The sequence below is a fragment of the Mycobacterium sp. NGS66 genome, assembly GCF_059812225.1.
The window spans coordinates 113,806-126,820 of the sequence record NZ_JCALCG010000018.1; the positions used below are offsets into that span (position 1 = coordinate 113,806).

The 13,015-nt window shown below is 64.6% G+C and carries 21 protein-coding genes and 1 pseudogene; 16 read left to right on the top strand and 6 right to left on the bottom strand.

Annotated elements, in window-relative coordinates; translation table 11 throughout:
• Positions 1 to 7: 7 nt before the first annotated feature.
• From AC5Y2L_RS25865 to AC5Y2L_RS25880, 4 genes are all read right to left on the bottom strand, one after another.
• Positions 8 to 1,585: a HAMP domain-containing sensor histidine kinase gene (locus AC5Y2L_RS25865; RefSeq protein ID WP_499937930.1), complete on the bottom strand. Its 1,578-nt coding sequence runs from the start codon at positions 1,583 to 1,585 to the stop codon at positions 8 to 10.
• The gene (mprA, locus tag AC5Y2L_RS25870) at positions 1,585 to 2,271 is read right to left on the bottom strand and encodes a two-component system response regulator MprA (RefSeq protein WP_499937929.1); all 687 of its coding nucleotides are present in this window, start codon (positions 2,269 to 2,271) and stop codon (positions 1,585 to 1,587) included. The genes AC5Y2L_RS25865 and mprA overlap by 1 nt, the downstream gene beginning before the upstream one ends.
• A gap of 59 nt (positions 2,272 to 2,330) precedes the next feature.
• Positions 2,331 to 2,504: a 50S ribosomal protein L32 gene (rpmF, locus tag AC5Y2L_RS25875; RefSeq protein WP_499937928.1), complete on the bottom strand. Its 174-nt coding sequence runs from the start codon at positions 2,502 to 2,504 to the stop codon at positions 2,331 to 2,333.
• A gap of 170 nt (positions 2,505 to 2,674) precedes the next feature.
• Positions 2,675 to 2,974, bottom strand: coding sequence for a helix-turn-helix transcriptional regulator (locus tag AC5Y2L_RS25880; protein ID WP_499945195.1), 300 nt, complete (start codon positions 2,972 to 2,974; stop codon positions 2,675 to 2,677).
• 140 nt (positions 2,975 to 3,114) lie between these two features.
• On the opposite strand from AC5Y2L_RS25880, the gene AC5Y2L_RS25885 reads away from it, so the two are divergent.
• On the top strand, positions 3,115 to 3,327 hold the full coding sequence (locus AC5Y2L_RS25885) for a helix-turn-helix domain-containing protein (RefSeq protein WP_499945230.1): 213 nt from the start codon (positions 3,115 to 3,117) through the stop codon (positions 3,325 to 3,327).
• Entirely contained in the window at positions 3,324 to 3,563 is a 240-nt protein-coding gene (locus AC5Y2L_RS25890) for a hypothetical protein (protein ID WP_499945197.1), read from the top strand. The genes AC5Y2L_RS25885 and AC5Y2L_RS25890 overlap by 4 nt, the downstream gene beginning before the upstream one ends.
• A 78-nt stretch (positions 3,564 to 3,641) precedes the next feature.
• Here AC5Y2L_RS25890 and AC5Y2L_RS25895 read toward each other — a convergent pair whose 3' ends face one another.
• Positions 3,642 to 3,941, bottom strand: a complete 300-nt coding sequence (locus AC5Y2L_RS25895; protein ID WP_499945198.1) for a hypothetical protein — start codon at positions 3,939 to 3,941, stop codon at positions 3,642 to 3,644.
• 52 nt (positions 3,942 to 3,993) lie between these two features.
• Here AC5Y2L_RS25895 and AC5Y2L_RS25900 point away from each other — a divergent pair, with 52 nt between their 5' ends.
• From AC5Y2L_RS25900 to AC5Y2L_RS25925, 6 genes are read left to right on the top strand one after another with little or no spacing between them, the layout of a single operon-like run.
• Positions 3,994 to 4,329 carry a DUF732 domain-containing protein gene (locus AC5Y2L_RS25900; RefSeq protein WP_499945200.1) on the top strand — a complete coding sequence of 112 codons (336 nt, stop codon included), beginning with the start codon at positions 3,994 to 3,996 and terminating at the stop codon, positions 4,327 to 4,329.
• Positions 4,326 to 4,616 carry a WhiB family transcriptional regulator gene (locus AC5Y2L_RS25905; protein ID WP_499945202.1) on the top strand — a complete coding sequence of 97 codons (291 nt, stop codon included), beginning with the start codon at positions 4,326 to 4,328 and terminating at the stop codon, positions 4,614 to 4,616. The genes AC5Y2L_RS25900 and AC5Y2L_RS25905 overlap by 4 nt, the downstream gene beginning before the upstream one ends.
• A complete protein-coding gene (locus AC5Y2L_RS25910) occupies positions 4,613 to 5,608 on the top strand; it encodes a PD-(D/E)XK nuclease family protein (protein ID WP_499945203.1) in 996 nt (331 codons plus the stop codon). Before AC5Y2L_RS25905 ends, AC5Y2L_RS25910 begins: the two co-directional genes overlap by 4 nt.
• Entirely contained in the window at positions 5,605 to 6,801 is a 1,197-nt protein-coding gene (locus AC5Y2L_RS25915; protein WP_499945205.1) for a recombination directionality factor, read from the top strand. The genes AC5Y2L_RS25910 and AC5Y2L_RS25915 overlap by 4 nt, the downstream gene beginning before the upstream one ends.
• Before the next feature lie 2 nt (positions 6,802 to 6,803).
• Complete coding sequence (locus tag AC5Y2L_RS25920) at positions 6,804 to 7,181, top strand: hypothetical protein (RefSeq protein ID WP_499945206.1); 378 nt, start codon at positions 6,804 to 6,806, stop codon at positions 7,179 to 7,181.
• The gene (locus AC5Y2L_RS25925) at positions 7,178 to 7,432 is read left to right on the top strand and encodes a hypothetical protein (RefSeq protein ID WP_499945209.1); all 255 of its coding nucleotides are present in this window, start codon (positions 7,178 to 7,180) and stop codon (positions 7,430 to 7,432) included. The genes AC5Y2L_RS25920 and AC5Y2L_RS25925 overlap by 4 nt, the downstream gene beginning before the upstream one ends.
• A gap of 229 nt (positions 7,433 to 7,661) precedes the next feature.
• Here AC5Y2L_RS25925 and AC5Y2L_RS25930 read toward each other — a convergent pair whose 3' ends face one another.
• Complete coding sequence (locus AC5Y2L_RS25930) at positions 7,662 to 8,168, bottom strand: hypothetical protein (RefSeq protein WP_499945211.1); 507 nt, start codon at positions 8,166 to 8,168, stop codon at positions 7,662 to 7,664.
• 100 nt (positions 8,169 to 8,268) lie between these two features.
• Here AC5Y2L_RS25930 and AC5Y2L_RS25935 point away from each other — a divergent pair, with 100 nt between their 5' ends.
• The 8 genes and pseudogenes from AC5Y2L_RS25935 to AC5Y2L_RS25970 all read left to right on the top strand — a co-directional run.
• Entirely contained in the window at positions 8,269 to 8,811 is a 543-nt protein-coding gene (locus AC5Y2L_RS25935) for a DUF6745 domain-containing protein (RefSeq protein ID WP_499945215.1), read from the top strand.
• A 32-nt stretch (positions 8,812 to 8,843) separates the two neighbouring features.
• Positions 8,844 to 9,251 carry a DUF8820 family protein gene (locus AC5Y2L_RS25940; protein ID WP_499945218.1) on the top strand — a complete coding sequence of 136 codons (408 nt, stop codon included), beginning with the start codon at positions 8,844 to 8,846 and terminating at the stop codon, positions 9,249 to 9,251.
• A gap of 106 nt (positions 9,252 to 9,357) precedes the next feature.
• Positions 9,358 to 10,884 carry a DNA cytosine methyltransferase gene (locus AC5Y2L_RS25945; protein ID WP_499945221.1) on the top strand — a complete coding sequence of 509 codons (1,527 nt, stop codon included), beginning with the start codon at positions 9,358 to 9,360 and terminating at the stop codon, positions 10,882 to 10,884.
• Positions 10,881 to 11,357 (top strand): hypothetical protein, encoded by a 477-nt coding sequence (locus tag AC5Y2L_RS25950; RefSeq protein ID WP_499945224.1) that lies wholly within the window; start codon positions 10,881 to 10,883, stop codon positions 11,355 to 11,357. The genes AC5Y2L_RS25945 and AC5Y2L_RS25950 overlap by 4 nt, the downstream gene beginning before the upstream one ends.
• Positions 11,358 to 11,484: 127 nt before the next feature.
• A pseudogene (locus tag AC5Y2L_RS25955) lies at positions 11,485 to 11,919 on the top strand (HNH endonuclease); the annotation flags it as partial.
• Positions 11,920 to 11,922: 3 nt separating this feature from the next.
• A complete protein-coding gene (locus tag AC5Y2L_RS25960; RefSeq protein WP_499945231.1) occupies positions 11,923 to 12,414 on the top strand; it encodes a hypothetical protein in 492 nt (163 codons plus the stop codon).
• Positions 12,411 to 12,791 carry a hypothetical protein gene (locus AC5Y2L_RS25965; protein WP_499945225.1) on the top strand — a complete coding sequence of 127 codons (381 nt, stop codon included), beginning with the start codon at positions 12,411 to 12,413 and terminating at the stop codon, positions 12,789 to 12,791. Before AC5Y2L_RS25960 ends, AC5Y2L_RS25965 begins: the two co-directional genes overlap by 4 nt.
• Positions 12,784 to 13,015, top strand: a 232-nt coding sequence (locus tag AC5Y2L_RS25970) for a hypothetical protein (protein ID WP_499945227.1), incomplete at its 3' end; no start/stop codon positions are given. The genes AC5Y2L_RS25965 and AC5Y2L_RS25970, both read left to right, overlap by 8 nt.

The following is a 13,015-nucleotide window of genomic DNA, read 5'->3' on the forward strand; positions in this document are numbered from 1 at the left end:
CGCACAACTACCTTGCGCGCGCGGACTGAGAGTCCACTGAGATAACGTTCGCCGAATCCGGAGAGTTCGCAGCGGCTCCCGCCGTTTTCGCGGCCGGATCGGTCCGGCCACCCACCGACGCCTCGGGGAACTCCGCTGTACCCGCACCCGCCGCTGCGGCCTCGGTATCCGCAGCAGGCATCGGCCGTCCGGGTAACAGCACGTAGATGGTGGTTCCCGGAGGCTGGCCTCCCGGCACGGTGTCTTCCACCCGGAGCAATCCATTGTGGTTGAGTACCACCTGTTTGACGATCGCAAGCCCCAAACCTGAACCCGGCATCGCCCGCGCCGTCGTCGATCGGTAGAACCGTTCGAACACCAGTCGCCGTTCGTGCGGCGGAATACCGGGACCGTGATCGGAAACCACCAGCTCGGCGTGCGATGGGTCCAGCTGGCGCAGGGTGACGCCGACACGGCCGCCCGGCGGACTCCACTTGGCCGCGTTGTCCAGCAAGTTCAGTGCGGCGCGGGACAGACCGGCCGCGTCGCCGTAGACCTGCCAGGGGGTCACCTCGACATCGAATTGAATGTCGTTGCGCCGCCGCCTGACCCGCTCCAGCGTGCGGTCGATGACGTCGGACATATCGACCGGTTCGTGCACCACCTGGCCCGCGTCGCGGGTGAGGTCCACCAGGTCGCCCACCAGGGTGGACAGCTCCTCGATCTGGGCCAGCACATCGGTGCGCAAGCCGACCATCTCCTGCTCTGGCAGCCTGGGGGCGCCCGGTTCCATCGAGGCCATCAGCAGCTCGACATTGGTGCGCAGCGACGTCAGCGGGGTGCGCAATTCGTGCCCGGCGTCGGTGACCAGCCGCGCTTGCCGTTCGCGGGACTCGGCCAACGCCCGCAACATCAGGTTGAAGGCTTCGGTGAGCCTAGCCAATTCGTCGCTGCCGAAAACCGGGATGGGCCGTAGGTCGTCGGTGCGCGCCACCCGCTCGGCGGCTTCGGTGAGGCGAGCCACCGGCCGCAGCCCGGCCCGGGTGACCATCCCTCCGGCCACCGCGGCGACCGCCACACCGATTCCGCCGACCACCAGCAGCACAAAGCGCAGCTTGGTCATCACGGCTTCGGTGGGCCGCAGACTCTTGGAGATCAGCAGTGAGCTGCCGTTGGGCAGGTGGATGGCCAGTATCCGCTGGTTGTCGGCGGTGCGGCGGGACATGAATAACTCGCCGCGGATGACCGCCTTCTCGGCGGGTCCCACCGGCAGCGTCTGCCCTGGCTGGTTGGCGACGTATCTGAACTGACCTGGGCTCACCAGCATCGCGTTGACGTCGGAGTACGCGGTGCCTTCGATGGCTCGTTCGGGATCGGCTGCCAGCGAACCGCTGGCAATCAGCAACTGGGCCCGGCTCTGCAGCTGGTTGTCGATGTCGTTGTAGAGGGCCGCCGAGATCACGGCGTAGACGGCGAATGCCATCAAGATGACGACCATCGCCACCATCGACATCGCCAACAGCATGACCCGCCACCGCAGAGACAACGAGCTGGTGGCCCGCAACGGTGCGTGCCTGAGGTGGGCGGGCCGCCGGAGCCGCACCATCAGGGTGGCGTCTCCCTCAGCACATAACCCACCCCCCGGACGGTGTGTATCAGCCGCGGCTCACCTTCGGCCTCGGTCTTGCGGCGCAGGTAGCCGACGTAGACTTCCAGCGCATTCCCCGAGGTCGGGAAGTCGAATCCCCAGACTTCCTCGAGTATGCGGCTGCGAGTCAACACTCGGCGCGGATTGGCGATCAACATCTCCAGCAGGGAGAACTCGGTGCGGGTGAGGCTGATCTGGCGTTGTCCACGGGTGACTTCGCGGGTGACCGGGTCCAGGGTCAGGTCGGAGAACTTCATCGCCACCGACTCGGCGACGTCCTCGGGCTTGGTGCGGCGCAGCAGTGCCCGCATGCGCGCCAGCAACTCTTCCAGGGCGAACGGCTTGGGCAGATAGTCGTCGGCGCCGGCGTCCAGCCCGGCCACCCGTTCGGAGACCGAGTCACGCGCGGTGAGCACCAAGATCGGCAGGTCATCGCCGGTACTGCGGAGTTGGCGGCACACCTCGAGACCGTCCAGACGCGGCATCATGACATCCAGCACGACCGCGTCGGGCCTATCGCTGGCAATCTTGTCGAGGGCCTCTACCCCGTCGTGGGCCAGCTCGACGGAATACCCATTGAACGAAAGCGACCGGCGCAGCGACTCTCGCACCGCACGATCGTCGTCAACGACCAGGATTCGCACGCGAACTAGTGTCGTATGAGCGCCTGAGAGCGGCCTGAGAGGCGCGCCGGATCATGCTGTCAGCGCTGGTCGAGATCGATCAGGCCGAGTCGGGCCGCCTTGAGCAGCCTGCGGGGCACCTTGTGCTTGCGGCCTGCCACCGTCACACCGACCAGCTCGGTCCGGGTGGCCTTCCACTGCGCGCGCCGGCTGCGGGTGTTCGCGCGCGACATTCTGCGCTTGGGCGTCGCCATAGTCGGGCCTCACTCCTCGGTTGGGATTTGGGTCGGGTCTGTCGCGCTGCATAGCCACGCGATGCTGCCCGGACAGCCAGTCAAGAATAGTCGCTGAGCTGCCGCCCGCCAAAACGACGCCTCGACGACAGCGGCGGGACAGCCGGTTGACGCGACGGGGGCGCCGCCCGCTAACCTACCGGTTGGCTTGGCGCACTGCCGGGGCCTTGCGGCCCGTCGGTAGGGGAAATGGGTGGCTCCGTGTCGAACCACCACCACAAGGGCGTTCCGGCGACTGCCTTGATTTTGCGGGCTACGGACTTAAGGTCGGTGATTCTGCGCCGATCAGATTCCCAGTTGGCATAAGTCTCACGCGGGATCTGTAGCAGTTCAGCGAAGTCGGCCTGGCTCAGCCCAAGATGCCGCCGCACCTTCCGTAGCTTGTCCCCGTCTGTCCACTCCGGGACAAAGAGCGGCACGTGCATTGTCATGGGCTAAGTATTCAATCTGTGTCAATCCGTGTCAATCGGTGCCATATGTATCTCTAGTTACGATCTACGGTCAAAATCGTCCGGCGTGTCACGCTTGTGTCATCTTGACGTTGCTCAAACCTTATGCAACAGTCCATCTCGTGTCAGAACGCGCCTATAGTGTCGATACGACCGGTTCCGACGATCAGCTCCTAACCTCCGCCGAAGTCGTTAAGGCTACTCGGATTTCGCGCGCCACCATCAGCCGCGCAGTCAAGGCAGGCAAGGTCAAACCGCTCCGCACACCAGGTGGTCACTTCCGCTTTCGCCGCAGCGACATCGAAGCGCTCTTGAGCTCCGAGGCCGCGTCATGACTGCCTTGTCTGAGGCCCAGGTCCGCGGCATCATCCGCGAAGAACTCGCCGCCGTGCTCGAGCCCCTGCGTGACGCCTTCCGGTCCCTACCGGTCCCAGAGTTGCTGCCGGTTTTCCCGGTCCGCGGGTTCACCGGCGCCGCCGACATCGTCACTCGCTGGCAGGAGCAGGCGGAGTCTTTCCTTGAGTCCATAGTTGCGCAAGCGCAGCCCATCCAGCCGCGGGGCAACGCATGAGCGCCGCACCCGTCCGGATCAGCGGCCTCTGCATCCCCTCGCCATACGTCGGGCACCCGCTGATCAGAGTCACAGATGTCAGCGACCTCCTTGCTGCCCTGCGCGAAACAGATCCACGAGCCAATTACCTGTGGGCAGACTCTGGGCTTCCTCGTCCGTCAGATCGGCGAACATCCACGCTGCGCACGCTTTGGGGCGCACGTAAAGAGGTGTGCTCTCGATCTGGGTTGGCAACACTGTGGGCACTAGCACCACCGCGTCTGTGGCTACGGCTTGTTCGAGTTGCTGAGCGAGGTGCGGTATATCGGCTGACGGATGCAGTTGCATGCCGATGGGCTTGCCGGCCCCCAGATGATGGATCTGGATCAGTTTCGGCATCGGCGCTGCGCACACTTTTCCACCTGTATGCGCAGTCCACGGTGGCCGCAGCATGACCAGCCAACGCCGCGTCCTTCACCTGGCCGCCTGCGCCGGCGCCGGCGCGCTGATCGCCGCGGCCGGGCTCACCGCCGCCCACGCGCACGCTGACCCCGTCACGAACTACACGGCCGCGGCCGGCACCACCGTCTGCGAAGTGCTCGACGAGCACCCCACCCTGCCCGGCGTGTCCGGTGTCATACAGGGCGTCGTCACCGACACCGGGTTCACCGTTCGTGATGCCGCGAAAGTCGTTGTCCTCTCGGTCAACACGTTCTGTCCGAGACACCTGGCGCTGCTGCAGCGTTTCGTCGACACTTACGCCCCCTCGGCCGGGGTGTCCGCATGAGCGCGCTGCCCGGCCGGCCACAAGCCAGCCACCTCCCCATCGTGTTCCGCGGAGACACCTCCTGGCTCGACCGCGCACTCTGCACCCAAGTCGCACCCGAAGTGTTCTTCCCCGGCAAAGGCGAACGAGAAACCCAAGCAGCCAAACGCATCTGCTACGGCTGCGAAGTCATCGCCGAATGCCGCGACTACGCGGTACCGCGCCGCGAACTGTACGGCATCTGGGGCGCGACCACGGAAACTGAGCGGCGCGAGCTGCGGCGTAAACGGAAGCAGAACGTCGCATGACGACTGCTGGGCAGCTCGGCCTGGAAGCCGTCGACGTCGAACGCGAAGACCCCGACGATCTCGTCCTCTGGTCGGTCACCACCATCATCGGCGTCCTCGACAAACCCGCACTCCTGTACTGGGCGGCCGAACAAACCGCCAACGCAGCCATCGACAGCGCCGCCACCTGGCAAGCCATGCTCGAGGATGAGGGCCGCGACGCCGCCGTCAAATGGCTACGCGACGCACGTTTTCGCCGACCCAAGACGAAACTCTCGGATACCGCGTTCGGGTCAGTTGTTCACAAAGTGTGCGAAACCTACGCCCTTACAGGCGAAAAGCCCACCAAAGACTTCTGCCAACAACTGGTCATCGACGAAGGCGGACCCCAGGTCGACATCGACGGCGAACTCCAACTGGTCGGAAAGTGCCTGCAGCAGTTCGACAATTGGCTGCATCGCTTCCAACCTTCGTATCAGGCCACAGAGGTTTGCGTTTACTGCCCGGAATACGGCTACGCCGGACAGGCCGACGCGTTCCTCACGATCGATGGTGTGCGGTTCATCGTCGACTACAAGTCCACGAGGACGCCGCGGGATAGCCAGGGCCGCCCGAAAACCCCCTACCCAGAGCAGGTAGGCCCGCAGCTCGCCGCGTACCGCAACGCGCAATACGCCGCCGTCTGGCGGCCACGACGCTTCGAGAAATGGCGGCGCCGCTACTACCTCCTCGACGCCGAAGAACGCGAACTAGCCGTTCCCGTACCAGAAGTCGACACCGGCCTCGTCATCCAAATCACCCCCGAGGCGTGCGAAGCGTACCCGATCCAGTGCGACGAGGACGTCCACTATGCGTTCCTGGTCATGATCGAAGCGTTCCGATGGGTGCAGGAAACCAGCAAGAAGGTGATGGGCAAACCCCTGGTGCCCGCGCAGGGCCGCGACCCGCGCGCTGCTGATCCGCGGACCCTCACCGAAGAAGAACTCGTCCAGATGCAAAAGAGGAACAAGTGATCATCGACTTACAGCGGCGCATCGCCGAAGTCGGACGCATCCGCATCGGCCAACAAGTCGCCAGCTCAAATGGCAAGCGCCCCAAGAAACTCGAAACCTTTCGGCTTACCAGCCCCGACCGGCAGCGTATCCACCAGGCAGCCATGCTCTACGGTGGCCACCCCGCAGAGTGGGACGCGCCCGCCGGAAAGCAATGGGAAGTCATCACCGAATCCGATGCGCTGAATGTCATTGTCCCACCATCGGATATGGCTTTCTCACAAAATTATGAGCTTTGGTCGGGTGGCGGCTGCCAGCGCCGCTGCGACGGACTCAACGAATCCATCAGCGAGGGGCCGTGCCTGTGCGACCCGGAAAGCCGCGAGTGCAAGCCACACACACGGCTATCCGTCCTGATACGGGATCTCCCGGGGCTCGGGGTCTGGCGCCTGGACACTCAGGGCTACTACGCGGCGCTCGAACTCCAAGGCGCCGTCGAGGTCGTCAGGCTCGCGGCCGACCGCGGCCAGATGCTCCCTGCCCGGCTGCGCCTGGAGCAGCGCATGGTCAAACGCCCCGGGCAGACGACGAAACGCTTCGCGGTGCCCGTCCTGGATATTGAGGTGTCGCCAGCGCAGCTCCTCGGCGGCCATATCCAGATCGCTGACGGCACACCGGGAACCATCGCGATCGAACCACCACGACACCACCAGATCGACGGCTCCGCACCATTGACACCGGTACCTGAGTCCGTGCCCGAGGCTCCCGCAGCGAGCGTCGCCGAACAAGCCACCACACGGCCAGAACGCAAGCCACGCAAGAACTCTGCGCAGCCGGTACCACGGACCGGGATAAAGCCGCGCACCGCCGCACAAGCCGCCGGCCGCGCACCAGAACCACCACCGCCCGACGAACCGCCACCGCCGCGGGAGCCGCCCGACGAAGCCCAAAACGAGCCCACCGGCCCAGCGATGGCCACCCGCGAACAAGTCACCAAACTCATCATCCTCCTCGACCGCGAACGCTGGGACCGAGACACCCGCATCGCCTGGTGCTCCCAAGCCGTCGGCCGCCAACTCAGCTCCACCAAAGACCTCACCAAACACGAAGCCTCCGACCTCATCGACCTCCTCGAGAAATCCCAAGAACAGGACGCGCAACGCGCCACACGCCGGCCCGAAACAGCCACCACAGCAGCAACAGAAAAGGAATAGCCATGGCCGAAATCACCAAGAAACCAACCGGACTCCGATCCGGGAATGATCTCGATGACATCCCCGAAGATCTACTCGGTCCCCATCCAGCTGCAATCCGACTCGCGGGCAAAGACCTGCTCGTTATGGAGCGCCCGCCTCTGCCGGGCCAACTTATGAAGGTCGAACTTACCCTGAGACACAAAGGCGGTGGCTACGAACTCGTCGGTGACGGTGAGATGTCGTATCACTGCAGGATGATTCAAGTCGGCGCCAAGGTAACGACTGAGCCATATAGCCCTGATCCGGAGGACGAGCCCGAGGCGGATGACGAGCCCGGCCTACTCAACCCCGACGGCACCGTCGCCTACACCGACGACCAAGACGGGCTCGACGAATGACCGACAACCCACTCATCTACATCGACCTCATCCAGGAACCCAACAAAGCCACCAAAACCGGCCGCCCACAACAATGGCGATGGGTAGCCAAGAACGGCAGAAACCAGAAGATCCTCGCCCGCAGCAGCGAACGCTACTCCAACGCCGATGACTGCCGCGCAGCGATCACCCAGCTCTTCGGACCTGCAACCAATGTCTACCTCCGTCAAGCGGAGCAAGGCAACCAGCTTCTCCGGTCGGCAGCGTCATGAGCACGAAGAAAATCACCAAACTCACAGCCGCCCAAGAAGCCCGCATGGCTTCCTTCGCCCAAGACTGGATCGAATACGGCTGGCGCACAACACCGCTCACTGAAGAAGAGTGGGCAGTGTGGGAGGCCGGCGCACGAAAGTGCTACGAGTTTGCTGGTATCCCGTGGCCCGGCGTGGTGGTACGGGTGTCATCGCCCATTGTGGGGGCGTTCGCGGCGCCGATCGCAGGTCACATCATCGACCAGATGCGAAAGAACGGGGACAGCGTCGGGGACAGCGTCGGGGCCAGCGTCGGGGCCAGCGTCTGGGCCAGCGTCCGGGACAGCGTCCGGGCCAGCGTCGGGGACAGCGTCCGGGCCAGCGTCCGGGCCAGCGTCTGGGCCAGCGTCTGGGACAGCGTCGGGGACAGCGTCGGGGACAGCGTCGGGGACAGCGTCGGGGACAGCGTCGGGGCCAGCGTCTGGGCCAGCGTCTGGGCCAGCGTCCGGGACAGCGTCGGGGACAGCGTCCGGGCCAGCGTCCGGGCCAGCGTCCGGGCCAGCGTCTGGGACAGCGTCCGGGCCAGCGTCGGGGACAGCGTCCGGGCCAGCGTCCGGGACAGCGTCCGGGCCAGCGTCCGGGCCAGCGTCCGGGACAGCGTCCGGGACAGCGTCCGGGCCAGCGTCCGGGACAGCGTCCGGGCCAGCGTCCGGGACAGCGTCCGAAACCGTTGGTCGCAATATTTCTCGCGGCACAACTGGGCCGACTGGAACGCATTCGTCGCCTACTTCCGCGACATCGTCGAACTCCAACTAGACCAAGACATCTGGGACCGAACACGCGCCTGCGAAGACGCCATGTCCGCCGGCTACTGGTGGCCCACCCGCGCCTTCATCATGGTCTGCGACCTACCCAGCCAGCTGCACATCGAATCAGCCGGGGGACGTAACAGGCTGCACTGCGAGACCGGGCCAGCGGTCGCCTGGGCCGACGGCTGGGGCGTCTACTCCTGGCACGGCACCCGCGTACCCGCCGACCTGATCGAAACCGACTGGGACGTCGAACGGATCATGACCGAACCCAACACCGAGATCCGCCGCTGCGCCATCGAGAAACTAGGCTGGGACCGCTTCGTTGTCGACGCCAAGCTGAAACTGGCTGACGAGGCACCCGACCCCGGCAACCCCGGGCAAGTCCTGCGCCTGTACGACGTGCCTCGCAGCGTCATTGATCTTCCGGTGCGGGTGCTGGTGGCACACAACGCCACCCGCGAACGCGACGGGTCACGCCACACCTTCGGATTGACAATCCCCACCGACCGCCGCACCGCCATCGCGGCCGCGGCGTGGACGTTCGACCTCACCGAACGTGAATACAAGGAATTGGCCCGCGCAACCTAGCCGGGCTGAAACACAAAGAAAGGGAACACAATATGGCAACAACCACTCAGATGATTGAGACGACAGGCGTCGACGTCGTCACCGATTTCGCCGACGTCGACATCCCTGTGCTCAGCGGGATCCAACGCCAGGGCGATGTCCTCGTCAAACCCGCCATCGGCATCCTCGCCACCAGGCGTGTACCGGACGCTGGAACCCCGGTGGTGCGCGGCGAATCCGGCGGCAACACCCACGCCATCTACGCCGCCGACGGACCCGTCTACTGCGACGTCCAGGCCGGGTCCGCGCGCGACCTCCGCGTCGCGCTGCTCTCAGTGCCCGAAGGTTCAACCGCTTACCTCGGACACCCGGAGCACGGCTACATGGGCATCGCCCCGGGCAGCTATGAGATTCGGCGGCAGCGGGAGATGGCCGAAGAAATGCGGATGGTCGCCGACTAACAGCTGGACCGGGTGGGGCGCGCATACCTCCATATGGGGACCGGCCTGCTGGCCGCTTCTAGCACGGAAACCACGCGCACACAACAACTTACGGAAGGAAGCAGGCTTGCTGACGCTCACGGACTTGTTCGCCGGCCTCGGCGGCTCAACCACGGGCGCCGTCTCGGTTCCCGGTGTGACCGCTGTGATCGCGGCAAATCACTGGCAGCTGGCGTGTGACTCCCACTCGGCGAATTACCCTGACACCGAACATATTTGCGCGGACATCTCACAGTACGATCCGCGCTTGTTCCCGCGCACCGACCTGTTGTGGGCGTCTCCGAGCTGCACGCATCATTCATCGGCGCAGGGTAAGAAGCGGCGCGACTTACAGCAGCCGGACCTGTTCGGCGACATCCTGCCCGAAGAGGCCGCGGAGCGGTCCCGCGCAACCATGTGGGACGTTGTCCGGTTCTCCGAGCGTCACCTGTACCGAGCGGTTGTCGTTGAGAACGTCGTTGAGGTGGTGCAGTGGCTGCCATTCTGCGCCTGGCTGGCGGCGATGGAGTCGATCGGCTACGCCTACCGCATCATCTACCTGAACAGCATGCACGCCCAGGTATTCGGCCCCGGCGCACCACAGTCCCGGGACCGGGTGTATGTCGTGTTCTGGTGCAAGGGCAACCGGACCCCGCCGCTGGATCGGGTGCTGCGACCGCCAGTGGTGTGTCCGGAACACGGGCCCGTGGATGCGCGGCAGGTGTGGAAGCGGTTGGAGCGCCAGCCGTGGGGCCGATACCGCGCCCAATACATCTACCAGTGCAGCCGCACCGGTTGCACGCGAGCCGTGGAACCGGTGTATCGGGCTGCCGCAGAGGCCATCGACTGGTCACTGAAAGGTCAGCGCATCGGCGACCGAACACGCCCCTTGGCCGCCAAAACGCTCGCCCGGATCCAGGCTGGAATCGAGAAATACTGGCTACCGCAACTCGTGCCAGTAGAAGGGCGCCACGGCAAACAATGCCAGCCAGTGAGCGCCCCGGCCCGCACGATGACATGCCGCAACGAAACCGGGCTACTGGTCCCGGCCGGCGGCACCTGGCGCACCAGCCCGACTTCCATCGGGGAGCCGTTCCCTGCGCGCACGACCCGGGAGAACGACGGGCTGGCGTTCATCGCCGAACTACGCGGCGGCGGATCCAAACACCGCCCCATCTCCGAGCCGTTGGCGACGGTCACAGCGGCCGGCAATCACCACGGCCTGGTCACCACCTACTACCGCAACGACGGCGTCTCCACCAAAGCAGACCCGTTGTCGACGGTAACGACCCGCGACGGACACGCCCTGCTGATGCGGAACAACACCGCGCGCGGAAACCCCGCCCAAATGGTCACCCCGACAGAAGAATACGCCCGCACCGTCACCACACGCGGACACCAATCACTGCTGACCGGAATGACCACCAGCATCGAAGATGTGCTGTTCCGGATGCTCGAACCACACGAAATCGCCGCCGCACAAGACTTCCCACCCAACTACACGATCAAAGGCAACAAACGCGAACAGGTCCGCCAAATCGGCGGAGCGGTCATACCTCCCTGTGCCCGTGACCTAGTTGGCCTTGTCGCTGAATCACTCGGAGTCGCGTCATGACCAAATACGCTGCAACAACGGATGTGTCGAGCGAGAAATCCCGCGCCGAAATCGAGCGAACAATCCGTCGGTACGGCGCCGATCAGTTCCTCTACGGCTACGACACTGACCGCGCCCTCGTATCGTTCCGGATCCGGCAACGCCAGATTCGGTTCGTCTTGCACATGCCCGACTTCAACGCCCGAGAGTTCACGCACACACCCGGCCGCGGCCTACGCCGAAACCCCACCGCGCACGCCGACGCCTACGAACAGGCGGTCAGGCAATGCTGGCGTGCACTCGCCTTGGTCATCAAGGCCAAGCTCGAAGCCGTCGAAAGCGGCATCGTCGACTTCGACCGAGAATTCCTCGCGCACATCGTGCTACCGGACGGTACTACCGTCGGTGACACCGTCGCCCCGAAAATACGCGAAACCTACGAACTTGGCCGCGTTCCCGGCGAGCTGCTCGCCCTGCCCGGAGCCGCATCATGAGCACGAGCGCGGAGGTCACCGCCTAATGCCACATTTCCGCGTTGACGATGGCTTTGACGGCCACCCCAAGACCGTCCGCGCTGGCGACGATGCACTCGGCATGTGGGTGCGCGCCGGCGCGTGGTGCATGCGCTACCTCACCGACGGTTTCGTACCCGAATGGTGGGTCAAACAGCAACCAAAAGGCCCCGCAAAAGCGAGAAAACTCGTCGAATCAGGGCTATGGAATCCCGCCCAACGCAACAGCGAGAATGGGTTTGAATTCCATGAATGGCTCGGCCCTGGACGCCAGGACAGCCGCGCGCAAATAGAATCAGATCGCCGCGCGAATGCTGCCCGACAAGAGGTAGCTCGAAATCCTAGCCTTCGTGCCGCTATCCGCAAACGCGACGCTGACCTTTGCCGATACTGCGGGACGCCCGTGGAATGGACAAATCGCCGTGGCCCTACGGGAGGCACCTACGACCATATCGACCCGGCGGGTGGGTCGACGATCGACAACCTCGTTGTGTGCTGCCGCGGGTGCAACTCTCGTAAGGGTCGACGAACTCCCGAGCAGGCCAAGATGCCTTTGCTCCCCCCGGCAGGAGTTAAATCCGAATCTAAATCAGGAGTTAAATCCGAATCTAACTCCGAAATAAGTCTCACGCGCGCGTATACCCAACCCAACCCAACCCAAGAGATATCTGGTTACCTTCCCGAGTCAGCTACGGAAAGCAACGCGCGCGACGCCATCGCCGCCACACCAGCCGCCGAACTCGTCCGCCGAACCATCCCACGCGAAATCAACTCCGCAACCCAAACCAAGCTCCGCATCCGCGCCGGAGAACTCCTCAAAACCGGAACCCCACCCGACGTCGTCGAGGAAGCCCTCGCCGACTGGGCCACCAAAACCGGAATCGGACCCGATGTCCTCGCATCGCTAGCCGCCGACGTCGTCAAACGCCGCAACGGCCACGCCCGCTCCACACGCGCAAGCAAACTCCGCGACATAGCCCAGCTCGCCCAAGCCGAACGCGCACGCGAAAACACCAGCCAACAAAGGGAACTCGGATGATCACCCGCGCAGACGTCCTCGAAGTCATGACCCTCATAGCCGCCTGCCACCGCCGAACCGCCCCACGCATGGACGACCACGAAGCAATCCTCGTCACAGCCGACGTCTGGGCCGAACTATTCAACCGCTACGCACTCGAAAAGCGCGATCTCATCGCCGCGGTCAAGAAACGCGCCGAAGTCGAACCTGAAGCGCCCGAGCCCGCCGAGATCATCCGATTCGCACGCGAGATCCGCCGCGATCGCACCGAACGCGAATCCGATGCTGAACGCCGAGCGCGTGAAGACCGGCGTGACGCCGAGCTCGAAAACCGGCGACGAATCGCCGAACTCACAAACGGCATAGGCGAAGCGAAAGCGATCGACGATCGTGCCTGATCCGCGTGACCCGCATGCCGACGAACGCAGCCAAGCCCGCGTCCAGGCGTACGACGCGATGCTCGCCGAACTCGACTGCGACGCACACCTCACGTCCGCAGCGATCGCCAACTGCCAGCTCTGCGACCAAGACGGCTACCGACCCAACCGCCGCGTCTGCGACCACATCGACCACACCCACGCCGGCCAAACCGCCCGCCAACAAATCCGCGAATTCCTCGCCA

Bases quoted from the DNA above. Each gene is read 5' to 3' on its own strand.
- AC5Y2L_RS25865 (WP_499937930.1), bottom strand. From the start codon at position 1,585: ATGGTGCGGCTCCGGCGGCCCGCCCACCTCAGGCACGCACCGTTGCGG.
- rpmF (WP_499937928.1), bottom strand. From the start codon at position 2,504: ATGGCGACGCCCAAGCGCAGAATGTCGCGCGCGAACACCCGCAGCCGG.
- AC5Y2L_RS25880 (WP_499945195.1), bottom strand. From the start codon at position 2,974: ATGACAATGCACGTGCCGCTCTTTGTCCCGGAGTGGACAGACGGGGAC.
- AC5Y2L_RS25890 (WP_499945197.1), top strand. From the start codon at position 3,324: ATGACTGCCTTGTCTGAGGCCCAGGTCCGCGGCATCATCCGCGAAGAA.
- AC5Y2L_RS25895 (WP_499945198.1), bottom strand. From the start codon at position 3,941: ATGCCGAAACTGATCCAGATCCATCATCTGGGGGCCGGCAAGCCCATC.
- AC5Y2L_RS25900 (WP_499945200.1), top strand. From the start codon at position 3,994: ATGACCAGCCAACGCCGCGTCCTTCACCTGGCCGCCTGCGCCGGCGCC.
- AC5Y2L_RS25905 (WP_499945202.1), top strand. From the start codon at position 4,326: ATGAGCGCGCTGCCCGGCCGGCCACAAGCCAGCCACCTCCCCATCGTG.
- AC5Y2L_RS25910 (WP_499945203.1), top strand. From the start codon at position 4,613: ATGACGACTGCTGGGCAGCTCGGCCTGGAAGCCGTCGACGTCGAACGC.
- AC5Y2L_RS25920 (WP_499945206.1), top strand. From the start codon at position 6,804: ATGGCCGAAATCACCAAGAAACCAACCGGACTCCGATCCGGGAATGAT.
- AC5Y2L_RS25925 (WP_499945209.1), top strand. From the start codon at position 7,178: ATGACCGACAACCCACTCATCTACATCGACCTCATCCAGGAACCCAAC.
- AC5Y2L_RS25935 (WP_499945215.1), top strand. From the start codon at position 8,269: ATGTCCGCCGGCTACTGGTGGCCCACCCGCGCCTTCATCATGGTCTGC.
- AC5Y2L_RS25940 (WP_499945218.1), top strand. From the start codon at position 8,844: ATGGCAACAACCACTCAGATGATTGAGACGACAGGCGTCGACGTCGTC.
- AC5Y2L_RS25950 (WP_499945224.1), top strand. From the start codon at position 10,881: ATGACCAAATACGCTGCAACAACGGATGTGTCGAGCGAGAAATCCCGC.
- AC5Y2L_RS25960 (WP_499945231.1), top strand. From the start codon at position 11,923: ATGCCTTTGCTCCCCCCGGCAGGAGTTAAATCCGAATCTAAATCAGGA.
- AC5Y2L_RS25965 (WP_499945225.1), top strand. From the start codon at position 12,411: ATGATCACCCGCGCAGACGTCCTCGAAGTCATGACCCTCATAGCCGCC.